General features: G+C 44.8%; 17 protein-coding genes. 5 read left to right on the plus strand and 12 right to left on the minus strand.

The genetic code is table 11. The features are described 5' to 3' along the window. Positions 1-81: 81 nt before the first annotated feature. The 6 genes from ACN6KS_RS28745 to ACN6KS_RS28770 all read right to left on the minus strand — a co-directional run bounded on the left by ACN6KS_RS28745 (position 82) and on the right by ACN6KS_RS28770 (position 9,915). Positions 82-2,097, minus strand: a complete 2,016-nt coding sequence (locus ACN6KS_RS28745; protein ID WP_440960972.1) for a bifunctional diguanylate cyclase/phosphodiesterase — start codon at positions 2,095-2,097, stop codon at positions 82-84. A gap of 228 nt (positions 2,098-2,325) precedes the next feature. Further along, positions 2,326-3,984 carry a hypothetical protein gene (locus tag ACN6KS_RS28750; RefSeq protein ID WP_440960973.1) on the minus strand — a complete coding sequence of 553 codons (1,659 nt, stop codon included), beginning with the start codon at positions 3,982-3,984 and terminating at the stop codon, positions 2,326-2,328. Beyond that, a complete protein-coding gene (locus tag ACN6KS_RS28755) occupies positions 3,977-4,777 on the minus strand; it encodes an ABC transporter ATP-binding protein (protein WP_094872052.1) in 801 nt (266 codons plus the stop codon). Before ACN6KS_RS28755 ends, ACN6KS_RS28750 begins: the two co-directional genes overlap by 8 nt. A 243-nt stretch (positions 4,778-5,020) precedes the next feature. Next, positions 5,021-5,152, minus strand: a complete 132-nt coding sequence (locus tag ACN6KS_RS28760; RefSeq protein WP_341135920.1) for a winged helix-turn-helix transcriptional regulator — start codon at positions 5,150-5,152, stop codon at positions 5,021-5,023. Between the two features lie 196 nt (positions 5,153-5,348). Beyond that, entirely contained in the window at positions 5,349-9,068 is a 3,720-nt protein-coding gene (locus ACN6KS_RS28765; protein ID WP_440960974.1) for an S-layer homology domain-containing protein, read from the minus strand. A 73-nt stretch (positions 9,069-9,141) separates the two neighbouring features. Further along, a complete protein-coding gene (locus ACN6KS_RS28770) occupies positions 9,142-9,915 on the minus strand; it encodes a hypothetical protein (protein ID WP_440960975.1) in 774 nt (257 codons plus the stop codon). Between the two features lie 411 nt (positions 9,916-10,326). On the opposite strand from ACN6KS_RS28770, the gene ACN6KS_RS28775 reads away from it, so the two are divergent. Continuing rightward, the gene (locus ACN6KS_RS28775) at positions 10,327-11,685 is read left to right on the plus strand and encodes a dicarboxylate/amino acid:cation symporter (protein WP_094877356.1); all 1,359 of its coding nucleotides are present in this window, start codon (positions 10,327-10,329) and stop codon (positions 11,683-11,685) included. A 108-nt stretch (positions 11,686-11,793) separates the two neighbouring features. Here the strand turns inward: ACN6KS_RS28775 and ACN6KS_RS28780 are convergent, their stop codons facing one another. The 4 genes from ACN6KS_RS28780 to ACN6KS_RS28795 form a co-directional block, all read right to left on the minus strand. Continuing rightward, positions 11,794-12,789 (minus strand): Gfo/Idh/MocA family protein, encoded by a 996-nt coding sequence (locus ACN6KS_RS28780; RefSeq protein WP_440960976.1) that lies wholly within the window; start codon positions 12,787-12,789, stop codon positions 11,794-11,796. A gap of 161 nt (positions 12,790-12,950) precedes the next feature. Continuing rightward, on the minus strand, positions 12,951-13,904 hold the full coding sequence (locus ACN6KS_RS28785) for a 1,4-dihydroxy-2-naphthoate polyprenyltransferase (protein WP_440960977.1): 954 nt from the start codon (positions 13,902-13,904) through the stop codon (positions 12,951-12,953). A gap of 38 nt (positions 13,905-13,942) precedes the next feature. After that, positions 13,943-14,719, minus strand: coding sequence for a DUF6081 family protein (locus ACN6KS_RS28790; protein ID WP_256989907.1), 777 nt, complete (start codon positions 14,717-14,719; stop codon positions 13,943-13,945). Between the two features lie 31 nt (positions 14,720-14,750). Further along, positions 14,751-15,668: a prenyltransferase gene (locus tag ACN6KS_RS28795; RefSeq protein ID WP_256990090.1), complete on the minus strand. Its 918-nt coding sequence runs from the start codon at positions 15,666-15,668 to the stop codon at positions 14,751-14,753. A 335-nt stretch (positions 15,669-16,003) separates the two neighbouring features. On the opposite strand from ACN6KS_RS28795, the gene ACN6KS_RS28800 reads away from it, so the two are divergent. The 4 genes from ACN6KS_RS28800 (at position 16,004) to ACN6KS_RS28815 (ending at position 19,355) form a co-directional block, all read left to right on the plus strand. Then, on the plus strand, positions 16,004-16,627 hold the full coding sequence (locus ACN6KS_RS28800; protein WP_042192624.1) for an acetate uptake transporter: 624 nt from the start codon (positions 16,004-16,006) through the stop codon (positions 16,625-16,627). Positions 16,628-16,681: 54 nt separating this feature from the next. Then, positions 16,682-16,999 carry a hypothetical protein gene (locus ACN6KS_RS28805; RefSeq protein WP_094877300.1) on the plus strand — a complete coding sequence of 106 codons (318 nt, stop codon included), beginning with the start codon at positions 16,682-16,684 and terminating at the stop codon, positions 16,997-16,999. Between the two features lie 242 nt (positions 17,000-17,241). Then, the gene (locus ACN6KS_RS28810; protein ID WP_094868316.1) at positions 17,242-17,718 is read left to right on the plus strand and encodes a DsrE/DsrF/DrsH-like family protein; all 477 of its coding nucleotides are present in this window, start codon (positions 17,242-17,244) and stop codon (positions 17,716-17,718) included. 125 nt (positions 17,719-17,843) lie between these two features. Further along, positions 17,844-19,355 carry an aminotransferase class V-fold PLP-dependent enzyme gene (locus ACN6KS_RS28815; protein WP_440960978.1) on the plus strand — a complete coding sequence of 504 codons (1,512 nt, stop codon included), beginning with the start codon at positions 17,844-17,846 and terminating at the stop codon, positions 19,353-19,355. Between the two features lie 8 nt (positions 19,356-19,363). On the opposite strand, the gene ACN6KS_RS28820 is transcribed toward ACN6KS_RS28815, so the two are convergent. After that, positions 19,364-20,278, minus strand: coding sequence for an aldo/keto reductase (locus ACN6KS_RS28820; RefSeq protein WP_440962458.1), 915 nt, complete (start codon positions 20,276-20,278; stop codon positions 19,364-19,366). Between the two features lie 44 nt (positions 20,279-20,322). Further along, the gene (locus ACN6KS_RS28825) at positions 20,323-20,940 is read right to left on the minus strand and encodes a TVP38/TMEM64 family protein (RefSeq protein WP_094868319.1); all 618 of its coding nucleotides are present in this window, start codon (positions 20,938-20,940) and stop codon (positions 20,323-20,325) included. Positions 20,941-21,008: the final 68 nt, after the last annotated feature.

The following is a 21,008-nucleotide window of genomic DNA, read 5'->3' on the forward strand; positions in this document are numbered from 1 at the left end:
GTAAGTTCTTAAACTTAAAGGGGCTAGCGACCAAGCAGAGAAATTCTGCTTGGTCGCTAGCCCCTCTTCTATGTATTGAGATCACGACGCTGCCGTATGCGCTAAAAACCACTCACCCAGCTCATGTACAGGCATCGGCCGACCGTAATAATAACCCTGCATGACTCTACAGCCCAGTGATTTCAGCAATTCAATCTGCTCTGGTGTCTCCACACCTTCCGCCACGACTTCCATATTAAGATGAGTCGCAATCGCAATAATATTGCTGATAATAGCTTTCTTGGAGTGCATCTTGCTGTTACGAATAAATACTTGGTCAATCTTGAGTGTGTTCACCGGGATCTCATCCAAATTACCAAGGGAGGAAAAGCCTGTCCCAAAGTCATCCAGCGATACTCTTACCCCAAGCATTCGAAGTCTAGACAGCTGTGCAACCGTCTCTTTCATGTTATGCATCGCAATGGACTCTGTAATCTCCAGTTCGAGAAAGTGTGGCTCTAATTCTGAACATGTGAGTGCTTCCGCTACAACATCGTATAGACTTCCATCCTCAAACATCCGTGCGGACATATTAATAGAGACCGGTACGTTAGCTATCTCTTCCTTATGCCAGAACCTGTTCTGGCTACACACATCATGTAACATCCAATAGGTAATCGGAACGATCAGTCCGGTCTCCTCTGCAATAGGAATGAACTCTCCTGGTGAAATAATCCCATGTTCTGGGTGTCTCCAGCGCAGTAACGCTTCAAGCCCCACCGTAACATTCATATAAGAGTCCCATTTCGGCTGATACACAACCATAAACTCAGAACGAGCCAATGCTTTTCGAAGATCCTTCTCTAGCGACATCCGCCGCAACTGATTGCGATTTACTTCTTGGTCGAACACACTCCATTTATTCTTACCTGAATCCTTAGAAGTATAAAGAGCCGTATCCGCAGCCTTCATTAGCGCTGAGCGGTCAGTCCCATGCAAAGGAGTCATACTAATTCCAACGCTTGCAGTAACATATAGCTCGTTGCCCTGAATACGATAGAATTTCTTAAGTTCATGCATAATATGCGCCGCCTCTTCCTGCGCACCCTCCAGCGTGCAATCTGGCAGAGCAATCAGGAATTCGTCACCGCCTAAACGGAAGGTCTTCCCTTTATCTCCTACAGAACGGATTAATCTAACAGCAACCTCCTGTAGTAACATATCACCTATATCATGTCCCAGCGTATCATTAATTGACTTAAAGCGATCTAAATCCACTATAAAAACAGCACCAGATCCACTTTCAAAAAATTCATCTTTAAAATAGCGTTCTAGTCCATGTCGATTCGGCAGCTCTGTTAGTGGATCATGATATGCCATTCGTTCAAGCACATGGCGATCCAGAAATACGGCGCCAGCAGAAACTGCGAGCATAAGTAACGCTGCCAGCGAAAATGCCATTAACAGTATAACATCCGTCTCCACAAAAAAAGGTTTGCTTCCAGGCAAGTTGTTATATTCAAAATGACTAGCCCTTACACTTGTGTAATGCAATCCGGTAACTGAAAATCCAATAAACAACGCCGAGTATAGCTTCCATCGCTGAAACCCTGCGCATTCTTTAAACTTGTGAAACATCAATAATCCGATATAAGACGAAACCAAAACCAGAATTACAGCAGCGGCTTGAATCCATATATCATAATGAATCCTCGTCACAATCTTTATAGAAGACATTCCGATATAGTGCATAGCCGAAAAGCCGCTTCCCAAGAGAATACCACCTACTACTAAATTCCATATCCTTAATTGAGGAACAGATGTGATCCGGAATGCCAAATAGCAGAATGACACACCCACCAATAGCGATATTATAGATCTGCCTGGATAATAATTGACCTCCGCTGGAAAGCGATTCGCCATTATCCCAACATAATGTATTGCCCAAATACCGCAGCCTAACACACATGCTCCCGAGATCAACCACAGACGTCGGATTTTGCCAGTAGAACGCGGAACTTGCGAAATCAGATTCAGTGCAGAATAAGTAACTGTCGCCGCTAGCACAAATGATAGTAAAACAATCCATACATTATAGTGGATTCCCATTTTATCCATTAATTAACCTCTTCACCGGTTTTGAATCCCGTAATCACTCAGCGTATTTCTCAAGTAAAAAATCAGTACACGAATATCAGATATGGAAGAGTGCGTAAAGATTATAGGTTATCCATAAAAAGAAACTTTAGATGTATTCTACTCTGTATTCAGAAGATTGTCTAAGTAAATACTGGAATTTATACCCTTTTTTTATTTCGTGAAAAATGTCCATATTTGACACATTACTCAACCCGGAAAACTTGAATTATGACCTGTTAATGATATATTTTTCGGAAAGGTAATTCGCCAAATCCATAGATTCAAAACTACCAGTACCAACAGGTAGATATAAATTCCACCCATAAACAAAGTAAAGACATAATGAATACCTGCCATCCCCATCAGCAAAAATAATAACCCAAAGGAATTTGCAGTGTAATCCTTCTGTTTAGCTGCCTCATAACGTTCTGAGAAAGGTAGTACCGGAGGATAAGAACGGAAACAAATGACTCCATAGATCAGCATTGCAAACAGCACAACTACCAAGTCTGGTATAATTCGCAGCCCAAACAACCAAAGATACACTATCGCTTCTATAGCGAATAAAGGTAATAGCAGGCGAACTATCGCTGCCTTAAGCATTCCACGATAGATGGGTGCGGTGTTCGGCAGAGGAATCAGCTTATAAATCCAAGAGCCTTTATAACCCGCAGAGTACCTTAGCATTAGAACAACCGTCTGAAGTAACGTCGCACCGAAATAAATCATCAGGAAAGTGTTTGAATCCTTGATAGACGATGCATTCCCATCCCAAAAGATCCCAAATATAAAAATGAACGGGAAGACAATGGAATAACCGATTGCCGGATATACCTTTAACTTGAAGTCACGCTCATTCTTCATCATTGACCAGCTAAAACGAAAGAACATTCCCTCTAACGGGTTCTTACAAGTTATTTTCGACAACCAGTCCACCATTCGGGCGTTACTGTTGCCAACATTCCCTTGCTCTGAAAGCTTCTGTAAGCTGTTTTCGAATAGAGGCATCAGTTTAACATACGCCACAATCAGCAGAACCGGAATTACTAAAGCTAGTACTGAAAGCACGACGAAGTGTGTATCTCTGGCCCCGCCAATCAACATCTCAAAGGGAGCCGCAAACCAAATCGGAGAAATCAGATACTGCCACCATGCCGGCTTAAAAGAGAGGCTCAATTCAGCAATATCGAACAATCTAACTACGAGCTGATACCCTACTGTAATCCCTATAGTCAAAATGATCTGTACATAATTAATAATATCCTTGAGCTTCTCCCCGTCGAAAAACTTCATGATCAGTAAATAAAGCAGCGCCGTAATAACGAGGATAAAGCAGTCCATCAGAATGATCTCAAAAGCATATATTAGAAAAAATAGTACTCCCTGTTTAAACAGGCACAAAATCAGCGAAGGTCCGGTCAATGTCAGCGTCACTGAAAATAAATAAATGAGAATGTGGATGCTCTTCGCCATGTTCAAGGTACGGCGGTTCACTGGCTTTGAAGCAAGTATGTTTTTGTCCCGAAGATCAAGCATCACGGAAGAGAAATCAGAGATCAGCGTGGTCGTAATCATAAACATCACTACGCCAAATACAAGGCTCATTTGTAGCATATAATTGCCCGTTAACATCATAAGAGGAACTAACATGACGCCAAAAAGTAAATAAATCCATTGCACACGCAGCGGCGAGCCCTCTTTCTTCTCCTCCTTTTTCTGCATTCCAGCCAGCACTGTCGGTGTTCTTCTTCCGTCCATCGTCAGTTTGACCTGCAGAATACTCCGCATCACATCATAATCAACTCCGATTCGGCTAAACCCACCTCGCAGCTTATCCAGAAGCTTCAGCACATAGAAATCAGTCATGAGAAGATACCTCTTGCATGACCGCAACAAATTCCCCAGCAATATCACGGTATTTATCAAATCCAGTTAACTGATTAAAAATATCCTCAAGCGACCCTTCGCGGCCCTTCTCTCTTAACTCAGCAAAGCTCCCATCCGCCACGATATCTCCACCATCGATCAAAACAATCCGGCTACTGATCTTCTCAACCACATCCATGATGTGTGAAGAATAGAAAATGGTCTTGCCCCTTGCCGCCAAAGATGCAAAAATCTCCTTTACCACCATTACGCTATTGGCATCCAGACCGCTTAACGGTTCATCTAGGAACAGAATATCGGGATCATGAAGCATGCTGGAGATCAGCAGTACCTTTTGTTTCATCCCTTTGGAGAAGGTTGCGATCCGCGAATCATAAGCCTTCTCAAGACCTAGTAAGGCCATTAATTTTCCAGCTTTGTAGTCCACATCACTACGCTTCATGCCATACAACTCACCTACAAAGGTTAGATACTCTCTAGCGGTGAGACTATCATATAATTCGGCCACCTCCGGCACGTATCCTATTCTTTTCTTGTAAGAAACATCTCCATCAGCAATATCCCTACCGAAAATCTCTACTTTGCCGTTATAGCCTTCTACCAGACCGAGCATAATCTTAACAGTTGTGCTCTTTCCTGCCCCGTTAGGGCCGATATAGCCAATAATTTGTCCTCTGTATACCTTAAGGTCAATGCCCCTTAGCACCATTCGGTCCGTGTAGTTCATCCATAAACCAGAAATCGCAATGACTGGATCATCAGCAAGGCCCATATCCTAATCCCCTCTCTAGCGACTAATTGACGATGTTAGGAATTACCATTCCATGAAATTACAATAATTGTATCATTCAACTGAATCCCACTCCATAATTTAACTCACTAATCTTATATTTATGAATGTTAATGCCTTTTTCAGCACAAAAGGGAGAACCATTGGTTCCCCCTTAGAGTGAAGAGATCTATCCCACGCAAATTATTCTGTTTGATCCACTTGATCATATGAAGCTCTGGTCTTTTAAACCCATACATAATTTTGACTCGTCCACTGATTTAATGCTCTCATAGGCTCAAGTAACGATACCCCTAGGGGTGTTAGGGAATACTCTACGACGGGTGGAACGGAAGGTGTAATCTCGTGCTCTATCAATCCATCCTGTTCCAGTTACCGCAAAGTTTGAGTTAGCATTTTTAGAGATGCCTTCGATTCGTCTTCTGATATCACTGTAACAAATGATTCCATCTTCCATGTACACTTCTGAAAAATCTGCATTAATTTTTAACAGTAGAACCCCCCTGCTTTTTTTTGCAGGGGGGTTCTACTGTTACATTCAGCTACCGCTCAATCATTTCGATAATAGATTATAAATGACCTGTGCCGCTTGCGCTCTTGTAGTAACTTCTTTAGGACTCAGCTTGCTATTCGCTCCGGTTACTACACCTCTTTCCACCAGAGCCTGAAGGGCTTCCTGTGCATAGCCAGCAATATCCCCTACATCACCAAAATCAGAAAGAGTTACAGCCTTCTTCTCGGATGGCAGTTCACCTAGCGCTACAAGTGAGCGATACAGAAGTGTAAATAGCTCCTGTCTAGTGATCTGAACCTCTGGCTGGAATTGATTATCTCCCGAACCTGTGGCTACCCCAAGGCGCTTAGCAGTCGCGAGATAGTTCGTGTAATACGTATTGCCCGCATCCGCAAAATTATCAGTTGCGGTAGCGTCGGGTATGATTCCATAAGCATTCAAGAGCAAGACTATGAATTGCCCTCTAGTTATTGCAGCATTCGGACTGTAATGCTCTGCATCCGTACCGGATGTGATACTGCGTGCCGCAAGATAACCTACTGCACTGCTATACCACGAAGTCTCTGAAACATCCGCAAAGCTCACCTTGTTATATCCAATAATATATTGGGAGAAATGTGTGGTAACAAAATCTACGGTTCCCTTGGCAGCGTTATAATTCCCGCGTACATTCTCCAGGCTTCCGTTGGCATTGATATGGTATACGATGACCGCATCTTTCTGCTCTCCTGCTTGCAGTGTATACGGCACACTGATATGGATAATGCCCCCACCAAAGGTGGAAATGATACTCTGACCTGCTTTTACCGACAAATCATAAACGGGTCTGTCCCCGAGAACAGCCTTACCTTCTGCCGTTAACGAAACCTTAGCAATGGTTATGACAATATCCCCTGCATCCGAGGCTGCGCTGATACTTGCCAAAGATTTGGCATCGAGCGTAATCGCACCTACATTCTCATAATAAACGGTAATCTCGGTCTTTGTGCCAGAGACCAACTCGTTAATTATGCCTCTCGGTAGCGTAAGCTCGGCTGTTCGGGTTTCAGAAGTAGCCGCAACTTTAATTTCCAGTACGGCTTTCTTCCCATCCGCTTCTGCTTTTTTAGCAAGATTCACAAGCTCGGTAGCCACTTCCTTCGTGATTGTTGCTGTGGTTACTCCTGTGGTTTTATCCGTTTTGGTTGCTGCTGTTGATGATAAATTCACAGTGTTACCAGTTGTTGTTGTAGCAACCAGTTGAGGGCTTGCTATTGGTGTTGGTGTAGTCGTGATCGGTGTAGAATTCCCACCCGATCCACCTGTTCCAGGATCTGAAATAGGCACATAGGCCGGAACAACAATGTCAGTCGCTGGACTTGCCTTATAACCTTCTTTGGCTGCGTATCTCACTTGATACGTGCCCGGTATTAATCCTGTGATTTCTTTGTCTGGTGCATACACATAATTAGTTACACTAGACAGCTTATATTCTAAGGCTGTCGTGGTTCCTGTAATTTTCCCATCATTGTTCGCTGTAGAGGTAGGTGCTACCCCCTGTAAACCGGATGGCGCTGCTTGCTCTGCACTGAATGCTGGAACGATTACATCTGCTGCTCTACCCGCGTTAAATCCCTCTTTAGCTGCGTATCTTACCTGATAGATACCCGGCACCAATCCAACGATCTCTACATCTGATGCGTAGACATAATCGGTAACCGTAGACAGCTTATATTCCAGCGCTTTCGTAGTCCCTATAATTTTACCGTCGTCATTAGCTGCACTGGTTGGTGCCACACCTACTAATCCTGTAGGTGCCGCTTGCTCGCCATAGGCCGGAACTTCAACAGTAGCATCTTTACCTACACTGTATCCTTCTTTTGCCGCAAATCTTACTTTATAAAAGCCCGGAGTAAGACCTGTGATAGCTACGCCTGTTACAGGCTTATAATCAGCTTCTCCAACACCTTTATACTCCTGCCCTTCAGCTGAGCCCGTAATTTGCCCATCATCGTTAGCCTCAGAAGTAGGAGCTACGCCGAATAGACCTGTTGGAGCTGCTTGTTGATGGCTATAAGCAGGCACCTCCACACTTACGTCTTCTCCAGCATTATAAGGAATGATCGTTGGTCCCGCTGCGTTCGTCGGGCCTTGATATCCTGATGTAGCCGCATATCTTACTTTATAAACACCAGGCGCAAGCCCTGTAATCGCTGAGCCTGATACTTGCGTATATGCCATATCTCCAGCCAGCTTATATTCCAAGGCTGAACTTGTGCCCAAGATTTGCCCATCCTTCTTGTCTGCTGCGGTTGGTGCTACACCTGTAAGTCCAGCAGGCACAGCTTCCAGTTTAGAGAATAGCTTATCCAGAGCTGTTGTAGTGTTAGTGTATCTGGCTCCGACTGGGTAATTCGCCTGCACGTAATCCGGTTGGATGTTCGTCCAGCTGTACATAAGCTCAATATGCCCTAGAATAGGTGCATTTGTGCCGCCTGCATCTTTGTTATCCTTGTTGTACGTGAACAGATATGGAACCTGAAGTCTATCTCCAATCACGGTGTCTCCAAGCTCATTCACATAACTAATCACAGATGGCTTGGCTGCTGTATTGTTCTCGGTCTTGATATTGGTCAGATAAGTACGGACCAGATCGACATACAGCTTCGCATATGGATGATTCGTTGTTCTAATCTGTAGCTCATTGTTGTTATGCGGATTCGCATTGCCAGCGGTACCACTGTTATTACTAGGCTCAGCAACCGTCACACCCGAGTCCAGTTTAGTATCGAAGAGGTAGACCTTAGCGATATTATGTTTTTTGGCATACTCGTTAATATATTTAATAACGGCTTGCGTGTTGGGGCACCATGAGCCCCCTAACAAGATCGCATAGTTGCCCTCACTCGCCAAAATTTGCTTCAGCTGATGATAGGTAACATGTTCATAAACAAGCGTACCATCCGATTCATTAAAAATCGTAGGTTTCCCTGGATTTTCACCTTCATAGTTCTTGTTGAATGCTGCCTTGATATAAGCGGACTCATCGATCGTGCTGTACCCAGAAGCGGCACTAAGCACCTGTCTTACGGATGCTTTATAAGCATTAACCTTCGCCGCATCAAGTGTTCCGTTCGTCAGGAACTCATTCCACGAGTAGCTTTTATCCAGATAGGATACAACAGGAGCGATATTTCCTTGTGCATCCTTGTGATCCTTGTTGTATACCAAGAGAAATGGAGATTCGATCTTATTAGCCGTTACGACATCCCCGTTTTTATTGGTATAGCTAACATTGCGTTCTGGAACGTCCTTTGAGGATAGATTTAAATTCTTCAAATATTTATTTACTAAATCAACGTATTTGTAAGCAAATTTATTATTGCTGTCTGCAATCTGAAGGGTATCCCCATCCAGCTTAGTATCAAAGTTATAAATCGTAGAGATGCCATATTCCTTGGCTACCTCGTTGATAAAGCCGATGTCGGCCTGTGTATTCCCGCTCCAAGCACCGCCAACCAGAACAGCGTAAGTGCCTTCACTCTCAAAAAGATGAACGATATCCTCATAGGTTGCCGTTTTAAATACATGGTTAGGATCATTCAGACGGTCATAAACATGATTGAAATAATCATACTGGTTAACGCCAGCTTGGGAAGAGGTCAGCGCCTCTGCGTTATCCGGATTAGCATAAGCTCTTCCTGCCTGAGTAGGCAGAATTAGCAGGGAGGCTGCCAGCAGCAGCGTTAAAAATTTTTTAAAGGTTAATGGTCGTATCATTATGTGCACCTCGCCTTAAATCGATTTATGTGATATATGAGCTGAAAGGAATCCTGAATGAGCCTGCTGCTCATCAAGGACAAACCTCTTCCTCAACGGCTGGTGCTGGTGCCTGAACCGTTTCCGCTGGAGCTGCTGCTGGTGCGCTGACCGTGGATGACGATGAAGAAGAGGACGATGTCTTCGGTTGGGCAGGCTCAACTACTGGAGCAGCAGTCGCTTTAACGACCTCTGTAGTAGAGAAGGTAATCACCTTTTTGGTAGGTGTCTCCGTTGCTTTGGCTACAGGTGCCGCGGTTTCCTTAGGCTGTACAGATACGACAGGAGCGGCGGTCGGTTGAGCGGCTTTAGCCGTTACATTTGCTTTGGGAGCTGCCGTAGGCGCAGCCGATGGAACCGGTGTAGCTGTTTGAGTTTGCGTGTTGACAGTCGCAGCTACCGTGGTTGTAGTTGTAGCTACCTTAGCGGTCTCCACGGCTGGAGCGACGGTCGCCTTAGGCTGAGTTTCACCCACCGCTGGAGCTGCAGAGGCAACAGTCTTCTCCCCAGAATCAACGGTTACGTCTGGAGCAGCAGTCGCTTTTGCGGAGACAGTCTCCACGGCTGGAGCTGAAGATTCCGGTTGAACCGTTTCTGTAACAGGAGCCGAAGTGGCTTCTGCCTGAACAACGACTACGGCTGCAGAAGTAGCTACAGATGCCGCTGCTGCAGAAACGGATACTGCTGTATTACTGCTTGCTTCAATGGATGCTGCCTCTGCTGTCTTTTTATTAGCGGATACTGCAGCATACGTCAGTGCGGAAAAGACGACAGTTGCAGCAACCAAAGATATCGTAAGTTTTTTCATAATGTGTACCATCCTTTTCAAATAAAATAAGATTCAACACGGTACGTATTACGTACCTGTTGAATCTCTGGCTGTCCAGTCGATCCATGCCACTTCACTACATTTTCGCATCTTACCTCCATTACCTCTCCCTTCTCTAAAATAAAAAAGAGACTCAACGAGACGCAGATTACGCGTCTTTCGTTGAATCTCCGGCTGTCCAGTCGATTCCAATTGGTCTAACAATTAAGTTCCATATTATTCATGCTACAGTCCCTTGTCAATCAATTTTTATTTTTCACATGGTTTTTATCGGGATTAATTATTTTTAACATATTATTACATTGACTTTACTATAAATTCTATATAGATTGATCTCAATAGGATTAATCACATTAAAAAACTAGGTTTAAGGGGGTATCGGTAGTGAACATAGATAACAACTTGTTATCCGCCATCGAAACGAACTGGTATGGATTTGTTGCTTCCATATTTGTTTTTGCAATTTTGTTTCTACTGGCACGTAAACGAATCGGGTTTGGTACTCGGGTACTCATCGGACTTGGCATCGGACTTATTGCCGGAATATTCTTTCAATACTTCGATTTAGAGACCAAAGCTATCAGTACATTCGGCAGCATTTATGTAAGCTTGATTCGCATGCTCGTCATTCCTTTAGTCTTCATACTCGTATTGAACAGCATTTCTTCCTTAACTAATCTGGAGTATCTACGTAAAATAGGGATCAAAACCTTCGCCTGGTTCCTCGGTACGACGGGTATTGCTTCTATTATCGGCCTATCCGTGGCATTGCTGTTCAATCCCGGCCAAGGCATTCAGCAGGATGTACCCGCAGATTTCGCTGCTCGGGAAATTCCGACCTTCTCACAGGTTATTCTAGATCTCGTTCCATCTAACCCTGTGAATGAAGCAGCTACGGGAAAAGTTGTGCCTCTGCTCATTTTCGCTATCTTCCTAGCAGTAGCTATCATCAAGATTGGTTCTAAGAAACCAGAAGCCGTGAAACCTGTACGTGATCTTATTGAGTCATTGACACTGATACTGCATCAGGTCGTGAAATTCATTATTCGCCTGACACCTTACGGCGTATTCGCACTGATTGCCGGAATTACCGCTCGGTATGGCTGGGAAACGCTGCAGGAGCTGGGCAGTGTTATTATCACCTCATATGTAGCAATGATTATACATTTTGTGCTTATCTTTGGCGGGTTGGTTCTATTGGTAGCGAAAGTGAACCCAATTCGTTTCTTCCGCAAAATATATCCAACCATTACTGTTGCCTTCACAACCAGAAGCAGCTACGCAACACTTCCTGTCAATCTTGAAGTCATTACGAAGCGTCTGCATGTCTCCCCACGGATCGCGAGCTTTATCGCCCCATTAGGAGCATCGGTCAACTTTAATGCTTGCGGCGGGATTTGGCCGGCAATTGTGGCTGTGTTTACCGCCCAAGTATTCGGTATTGATCTGAACTGGACGGACTACATTACGCTGGTCTTAGTAAGTATTATCTCTTCTATTGGTGTAGCTGGCGTACCTGGACCAGCCGTAATCTCCACTACGGTAGTATTAACCGCTCTTGGTCTGCCGCTTGAAGGAATCGCTATCGTTGCAGGTGTAGAAGCGCTCATCGATATGGGTCGTACCGCTGTAAATGCAACGGGAACAGCTGTAACCGCGTTGTTGGTCGCAAATTCAGAAGGTGAATTTGACCGCGAAGCCTTTAATAGCAATGACGACGAAGATGATATTCTAGTGGGTACAGTTTAAACGCTGAACACGCAAGCAAAACGCCTTTCTTATATTTTAAAAACCTCCGGCATCTGCTTATAGCAGAAAGCCGGAGGTTTTTTTGTAGATTCATATAAGATTCAGCTATTACTGCATGCTAATTCTTTGGCGTTGTTTAGCTGAAGCAAGACAGGTTTCAACCAGCCGCATACTTAGCACTGGATCCTCCGGTGCAATGAGTCTCTTTCCTGTGAACACAGCAGCTGCAAAATCATCCACCTGCCGAATGTACGGATTAGCCCCTGTGGCATCAACCCGTCTCATCTCATCGCCAGTGTACACAAAGAATTCCGCATCCTCGTCTCTAGCGTTGAAAGGCATAGGCACCTCAATTCGTCCCTCAGTCCCAAGAATCTCCAAGAGCTGGCGGTTATATGCCCACATACCGCAATCAAAGATCAAGCTTAAACCATTTGGAAACTCTACCAGCCCTGAAGCCATCATATCTACATTATCATGCTCAGGGGAGAACTTCGCATGCACGGTCACAGCTTCCGGCTCCGTCCCAAACAAAAGTCGTGCTGCACTTAATGGATAACAGCCCACATCATAAAGCGAGCCGCCGCCCCAAGCCGATTTAAAACGAATATTTGAAGTGTCTGTAGCATCATTGTAAGTAAATGTACCTCGAATCGAGCGTAATTCTCCGATTTCACCGCTAGCGATAATGTCCCGGAGTTCAGCAATCCGTGGATGATGCCGATACATGTATGCCTCTGCTAAGTGGACGCCTGCATCGTTGCATGCTTTCACCATCTCTGCAGCCTCTGCACTGTTCAGCGCGATCGGTTTCTCACACAACACATGCTTACCTGCTTCTGCCGCACGGATCACCCATTCTCGATGAAGATGATTCGGGAGCGGAACATACACCGCATCGATTTCTTTATCTGCAAGTAACTCTTCATAACTGCCATATGCTTTCTCTATTCCGAACTCTGCGGCTACAGCGCTGCTTTTTTCCAAGCCACGACTTGCTACCGCCTTAATCATTCCCGAATCTGAATTCATGATAGCTGGCATCACTGAACCTGTCGCAATCTGCGCACAGCCTATGATCCCCCAGCGAAGTTTTTGCACCATAACGGCACACCTCTTCCCTTGGTCTAGTTACTATACTTTAAGACACCTTATCATAAAATGAAACGCAGCACTAATCAAAGAGAACAGTCAGAACGTAAAAAAAGCAGCACCCAAAGGAGCCTCCACTCCGATAGACACTGCTTTTTAATTCGATGGAAAAGCTATATGACCATACTTAACAGGACAGCCGCACCAAGCACAACCATACGTGCCGTGCTCATCAACACAAAATTTTTGACGGCAAGAATAAAGGTACTCGCCTTCTCTTGCCTCTGTGTGAACAAATCGATATTTCGGTGCAGCGGGATCAGTGTAAGTAGAATCGCTAAGACAAGAATAGGGTTAATCCCCAAGATCAGCAGCACTACAAGATCCAGATAAGAGACATAGTAGAGATATTTAAACAGCACGAGCGCATTGCGGCGGCCAATATAGACCGGAAGCGTGTATCTGCGGTTCTCCATATCTTCATCAATATCACAGATATTATTAGCGAGCATAATCCCTGCAATCCCTAAAATGGCGGGAACAGAGAACCAGAACAGGTATAGCACTTCCACAATGTTAATATTCAGGCTGACCCAGCCGTTCTGAAGCAGCAGCGACACCACATGCTCGTCGGTATGGATATAAGCAGAGATAAAAATAATAACAAAACCCATAAACAAACCTGAGAACAGTTCACCTAACGGCATCCGCGAGATCGGAATCGGTCCGAACGAATAAAGGATACCTATTAAGAACGACAGTCCACCCAGCAAAAAGACCAGCAAACCTGTCTGAGTAACAAGGGCGATCCCTCCCCCTGCAGCCAACACTAGCAAAATAACAATGGTCGCCACGACGGTGCTCTCTTTTAGCTTAAAATGTACAATTGCATTATGCGTTTCATAGCCATAGCCGTGGGTTTTGGAAGCTTTTTTAAAATCGTAATAGTTGTTAATCGCTGTCGTTGCCATATCAAAACTTAGTAAGGAAACGAACATCAAACCAAAACGCAACACATAAAAATCCTCAAACCGGTGCAGGGCATACAGCGTCCCCATTAGGAAGGGGATCATACTGGCTACTTTTGTCGGCAACTCCACAAATCTTAGAAAGCTTTTAATATTCACACCATACACCCTTATTTATCAATTGAGCCTGCAAGGTATTACTGTTCAGTCGTTGTAATCTTTACTGGGGACCATTCAGCAATAACCGTTTGTCCATGCACAGACACGCTACCCTCAGGACTCAGATCCTTCTCTGTCATAATTCCGAGCGCCACTGTAAAGTTGTTGAATTTGAGCGGAATATTTTTCTCGCGGCGTACCTCTTTGCCATTCAAATAGAATACAGCCTCATCCTTGCCACGGTGGTACGTAATGCGGTAGGTATTAAATTCACGTGGCTGGAAATCCGTATCTTCTTTAAAGATGCAGAAATATTTCGTTCCTTTGCTCTCTGGTACTTGTACGCCCGGGAACGGCAGAATACCATATACACTAGCATATTTATCATTTCCCGCAAAAAAGTCTAACGCCGCACCTGTCGTAAAATCAAGCAAGTTCAGCGATACATAACCGTCGTACAAGTCTCCAGGTGCTGTTCCTTGTGTGCGGCAACGAATTTGCAGCTCGAAGCTAATCTCTCCAGCCTCAGGAATTTCCACTGGCTCCGCGGAGTAATACATATGCTTAGCATTGTCTAGAATTTGCACTTGATGATTCTCACGAGATAATTTGGCACGTACATACAAGGTATCATTACGAACAATAACTACCGCTTCCGGTTCACGATAAGCCCAGAACGATCCATCAGGCAGTGTAAATCCACCTGTTTTCCAAACCTTTCCTTCTTCTAAAATAGAGTGGAAGTCTCCAAGCACCATTTGGTTACTTTTAGCGTTTGGTTCTTCCTTCATCAATTCCTTGTCCTTCTTTTCCATGAAAGCTCACTCCTTCTGTATTCTTATATTTTCAGAATAATCCTTGAATTAGTAATGCTGCTGCCATCACTACACCGCAACGCACGGAGGCCTTTTGTGAAGCACCCATGAGTGGGATATAGGCTGGCGAAGCATTATGTGGCTTCAGTTCACGATAAATACGAATCGGCCAGAAAGCTGTAACTAGCGCCAAAAGCGCATAAACTGGAAGTACGCCCATCAGCACACAGACCACCACAGAGGCGTAACCAGTGAAGAGAAGTACACGCGAAAATACAAGTGCCTTCTGCTCCCCCCACACTACAACAAGCGTAAGCTTTCCAGCCTGCTCATCCGCTTTCCAATGTAGGAAATGGTGATTAAACAACAATAAGGTAGTTAAAAATCCAACTGGCAACGAAAGAATAACAGGCTTCATGCTGAATTGACCCGTTTGTACGAAATAAGAGCCCAATACCGGCATAATACCAAAAGCAATAAAGATGGCCAGCTCACTGTACCCTTTGCCGCGATATCCATAACGCAGTGGCGGAGCCACATAGAAATAAGCGATTAAAGCACCTACAAGTACAAACCAGAGGATATTCCAACCGCTATATATACTAAGGATTCCACCGCAGATAAGAGCAATCCCCAGCATACTCCAGGTCATCCTTGCATAAAAAGACTCCGAGAGGATTCCACCTGTCAGTAGCCCGGAGTTTGTGCTGATTTCACCAGCGGAATTCTTTGCTTCTGTATCGGTTCCGTTGCGGAAATCCCACAGATCATTCACCATATTGGAGAATAAATGCGCCGAAATTGCCCCTATTAAGGTAAGAATAAATAAAACCGGATGGAATGCCCCTTCCCATACATATGCCCCAACCGTACCCAAAACAATCGGGATGAGCATAACAGAGAAACTCCAAAACCGGGTCGCCTTGGTAAATAATGTCCATTTGTTCACTTCAAGCTTACCGCCTTTTTCATTTGATTTGATAATAATTATCACTGACTATTATACATCAATTTTCGATAGATTGTGAAGATTATCACTGCATATAATGTCTAATCTTGACATAATAACTCCGTTTGTTCGGCTAAAGGATATATTAATAGATGATAAACGTGTAAATACCCTCTTCTTGGACATAAGACCACCCTTTCTCAACAAAAAATGAGTGTTGTTTTATAGGCAAGCCCATACCGATATGATATGATAGGCAAGCCTATGAACAGCGCTCCCTGAGTGCTGTTTTTAAGAGCGTAAAACTATATATAATAATGGAGGCTTTTACTGTCATGTCAGCGCAATCCCCTAACACCCAATCTGTCAAAATCGTCACCGCAGACCCTAGCGCCATCGGGCTATTCGGACTGGCTATTGTCACATTGGTTGCTTCTTCGCAGAAGCTTGAGTTTACAACAGGACTTAGCTACGTCATTCCTTGGGCTATCTTCCTGGGAGCATTCGCTCAACTATTTGCCGCAATTCAAGATGCTAAGCACAACAACACCTTTGGTATGACCGCCTTTGGCGCCTACGCTTTCTTTTGGTTCGGCATGGCTAGCAGCTGGCTGATCAAGCTCGGCGTATTCGGCCCAACGCTTGCAGAGGCTGTAGATCCTAAGCAGCTCGGATTTGTATTTCTGGGTTATTTGATCTTTACAATCTTTATGACCATTGGTGCGGTTGAGGCTAATAGAGTTTTGCTTATCATTTTTGTATTGATAGATTTCCTTTTTATTGGACTAACCTTCGATTCCTTTGGTATCGCTCCAGAATTCTTCCATAAGCTTGCTGCTTGCGCCGAACTTGGAATTGGTATCGTATCCTTATACGGATGTGGCGCTTCTGTGCTAAACGCTCATTTCGGACGCACTTTCTTACCGATCGGAGCTCCGCTAGGTATTTTCAAGAAATAATAATTCACCTTTTTTGAATCCTAACTTTTGCAAGCTGAAAGGATGCCTGAGACTATGCATGTCCTATCCTCTTCTGAATTAGCCGTAACCGCTATATTTGCGCTTATTCTCGCAGTTATTGCCTATTTGATCATTCGGAACATCCCAAAGATGACTGGTGATATCCCGGCTTTTCGCAAAAGAACACTGGTTTGGACCCAGGTTTCGCTTGTACTAACCGTACTTCAGCTGAACTTCAAAGCAGGTGACTGGCGATTTTCTATCGTTCTTGGACTCATCGTATTATTTACCGGAAGCATTTGGCTTTCCGCCCGTTACCATGACATCCGCAGCACCTTAGATCCAGAATCCAAAGATTCTGAAGCACATTAGTAGAAGCTAGGTAACAAAATAAAGGTGATGAAGCTCCCGTAAGGGGGCTTTTTTTTGTGAATTCGGAAGGTCCCTTCGCATACTTCTCCCCTCCATAACCATACTAATGACATTCTAAGCTAAAACGCCTTCGGCGTCCTCTTAAGGACGGTAAGCGTTTATGCGAGAATTATAAGGATAACGTATTTCGTGATACTTATACTTTCTTATAATTCAAAATATGTAACGGGAGGCCTATGCAGGTGAGTAAAAAAATAAATCTTCTGATGTTCAGCGGAGAATACGACAAAGCCATGGCAGGACTGATTCTAGCGAATGCTGCGAGAGATATTGATGTAGAGGTTACGATGTTTTTCTCTTTCTGGGGTTTGTTTCTAGTACGTGATCCGGAGAAGATGACGCTAGAGGATAAGAGTATTTATGAGAAGCTGATGGATGTCATTACGCCAAAAGGTCCTAACCAGCTGCCACTCTCCCATTTGAATTTCAGCGGGCTGGGCCGGATGATGTTAGAAGAAATGATGGAGGAGCAAGGTGCCCCGAAGCTGATCCATTTTCTAAAAGGGGCTCGTAAGAAAAACATCAAGTTCTATGCCTGCAAGCTCTCCGTCGAGATTATGGGCTTTAAAACAGAGGAGCTACTGCCAGAGGTCGAGATTATAGATGCTGCGTCGTATTTAAAAGATGCACTAGAAAGCGATGTTCAATTATTTATTTAAATGAATCAACTAGGCTTTAACCCAATTCCCCAAGCAAGCATATACTGGTGGCATAGAAACTACTGGTACGCCGATAACACACTTATAACCTTAGAATAGACGGTGTACGGGCTGGAGGGAAATCCGTGCTAAACATCATCCACGCCTCTTCTGCAGAGACGCCCGCTTCACTACAAAACCATTTCGAGACTTTTCGTGAGCACACCATTGGTATTCGGCATCAGATCACCACTCCCTATGGTAGACAGCCACTGCTGTATGCCGATTGGACTGCAAGCGGACGCTTATATGAACCGATTGAGCGGAAGCTTCAGGAAGCCTTCGGTCCATATGTTAGTAATCCACATACAGACTCCAACATGACCGGATTAACCATGACACTGGCTTATAATGAAGCACGACAAATTATTAAAAAGCATGTAAATGCTGGCCCCCAGGACATCCTGCTCTACTGCGGAAATGGAACAACGGGAGCCGTAAACAAGCTCCAGCGTATCATGGGCTTAAGGCTCCCTGAATGGCTTCAGGACTATAGCTCCCATTCGATGGAGGAGCGTCCTGTGATCTTCACCAGCCATATGGAGCATCATTCCAATATCCTTCCCTGGCAGGAGGGGCTTGGTGACGTCGTGACTGTTCCTCCCGGAGAAAATGGAAATATAGATCTTCAGCAGCTTGAAGCCCAGTTGAAATTGTATCAGCATCGCCGCTGGAAAATCGGTTCATTTACGGCTTGCTCCAATGTAACCGGAATTCAGACTCCCTACCAGAAGCTTGCCGCGATTATGCACCGTCACGGAGGCCTTTGTTTTGTAGATTTTGCCGCCAGTGCTCCTTATGAGCCTATCGATATGCATCCTGTCTCACCACTGGAGAAGCTGGATGCAATCTTTTTTTCTCCGCATAAATTTCTGGGTGGACCGGGCACGAATGGCGTTCTAATTTTTGATAAGGCTCTAAGTAATGGACGTATTCCTGACGAACCGGGTGGAGGTACAGTGGCTTGGGTCAATCCTTGGGGAGGACGCCGCTACACCAATGAAATAGAGATGCGGGAAGACGGGGGAACGCCGGGGTTTCTGCAAGCTTTTCGGACAGCACTTTGCGTGAAGCTAAAGGACCAGATGAATGGAAACGGTCAATATATGGTGATTAGAGAGCATGAGCTATGCCAGCAATTAATGAACGGGCTCCGTAGCATACCCGAATGCTCGCTGCTAGCTGGAGATCATACAGAACGACATGGCATTGTCTCTTTTACACTACGTGATATTCATTATAATCTTGCAGTTCAACTATTGAATGACCGCTTTGGTATACAAGCCCGGGGGGGCTGCTCTTGTGCGGGTCCATATGGGCATTACCTGCTTGGATTAGGATGGGCGCAATCTTCTCAGATCGCTGAGGCAATTACTGTAGGAGACCAGTCGCTTAGACCAGGTTGGATCCGCATCTCTCTACACCCTATTATGACGAATCAGGAGGTAGAGAGAATTGTATCCGCTGTACGAAATATCGCAATCCATTTCCAGCAATGGAAACAGGACTATTTTTATGACGCTTCCACGAACAGTTGGACCCATATCTACGAGGAGAATCCAGCCGAAGCGAAGGTTAAGGAGCTTTTTTCTGTGTAGGCTCCAGCTTATTGTGTGGAACCCTTCACCATATCCAGATCAGCAGCACTGGCGTTGGAGATGACTTGCTCTACATTCTTGCAGCCCGGAATTACACTGGTTACCGTGGAATGCTGAAGGCACCACGCCAGAGCCCACTGTGCCATATCGAGACCAGAAGGCACTTCGTTCGCTGCAATCTCAGCTACAGCGCGCAGTTGCTTTTGTCTTACATCGTCTTTATGATTAGCTCGCACATCACCCTGACCAAACACCGCATCCGGCTTATACTTGCCGCTTAAATAACCACTCGCCAACGGAACACGCGCCAACACACCCAATTTATGCTCGATGCAGAGCGGAAGAATCTCTTCCTCAGGTTGACGATCCAGCCGATTATATACTACTTGTATGGCCTCTGCTTGAACATCCGCTGCTGCAGAGGTCTGATGTACACCCGAGCCTGATGCACTTATCGAGACACCTAAATGACGGATTTTTCCTGCCTGCTTCTGTCTGTCGAGCATACTCCACAGCTTGTCATTATCGAATTGTTCATCTGTGCCCGAGTGGAATTGATAAAGGTCAATGTATTCTGTCTGGAGTGCACGCAATGAATCATCTAGCTGCTTAAGTACATCCTCAGCACGCCATAACTGTTCCCTCTGCAAATGTCCCTGAAAATGATGTCCGAATTTCGTAGCCACAATCCAGTCTTCTCGTTTCCGGCGAGCCAGATAGCCCCCGATGAACTTCTCTGATAAGTGGTCTCCATAACATTCAGCCGTATCAATCAAATTAATACCCAGCTCTCCTGCCTTATCCAGCATGGCATCAACTTCAACCTGAGTGAAATCCTTGCCCCACTCTCCACCGAACTGCCAAGTACCCAAGCCGATCACTGATACATTCATTCCTGTACTGCCAAGCTTACGATATTTCATCATCATTTCCTCCTTCGTTCTATTTAAATAGTTGATTCGCAATACTAAGCGCTCTTATTTCCATCCTGTACGGTTCTAGCGAATCGCGCCTCGATGGCTTTAACACCCCATAGTGACAGGCCAATAAATGCCAACACATAGAGGATCTCCCACGGCTGGCGGATGAACCGTTCCAGATCATTTCCAATATATGAAACCGCAAATACCATGATCGCTTTCCCTACAGTGAGCGCTAGGAGATACGACCGAAACCTCATACCAGCCAGACCAGCAGCCATATTAATTACAACGAAGGGCCCTACCGGAAATATGCTAAGCAGAAAAACATAGCTGAATCCACTTTGCCGCACCCATGTCATGCTTTTGGCTACTTTGGGGCGCTCAGCCCATTTTCGCAGATAACGATGGGACGCCACTTTGCGAATAATCCAAAATGTAGTCACACAGCCCGCAACCAGGCCGATCCAAGAATACAAAAAACCTAACCATAACCCATATACTGCTCCATTTAACCCTACGATCGCAATCGTTGGTAGTGGTGGTATAAATGATTTCATAAACGTCAATGCAATGCCCGGAAAGGGCCCAAACGAACGATATTGTTCAAGCAGATGCCGCAGATTATCCTCTGTCAGCCAAGACATAATATCAAGAAAGTACATAACCAGCTGATCTCCTCATCCGATTGGAATTCTTAACACCTGGTCTCAATTATACACGAAGTTGCGAG

It is taken from the genome of Paenibacillus nitricinens (assembly GCF_052056485.1).
In the GTDB taxonomy this organism is placed as follows: domain Bacteria; phylum Bacillota; class Bacilli; order Paenibacillales; family Paenibacillaceae; genus Paenibacillus_AQ; species Paenibacillus_AQ nitricinens.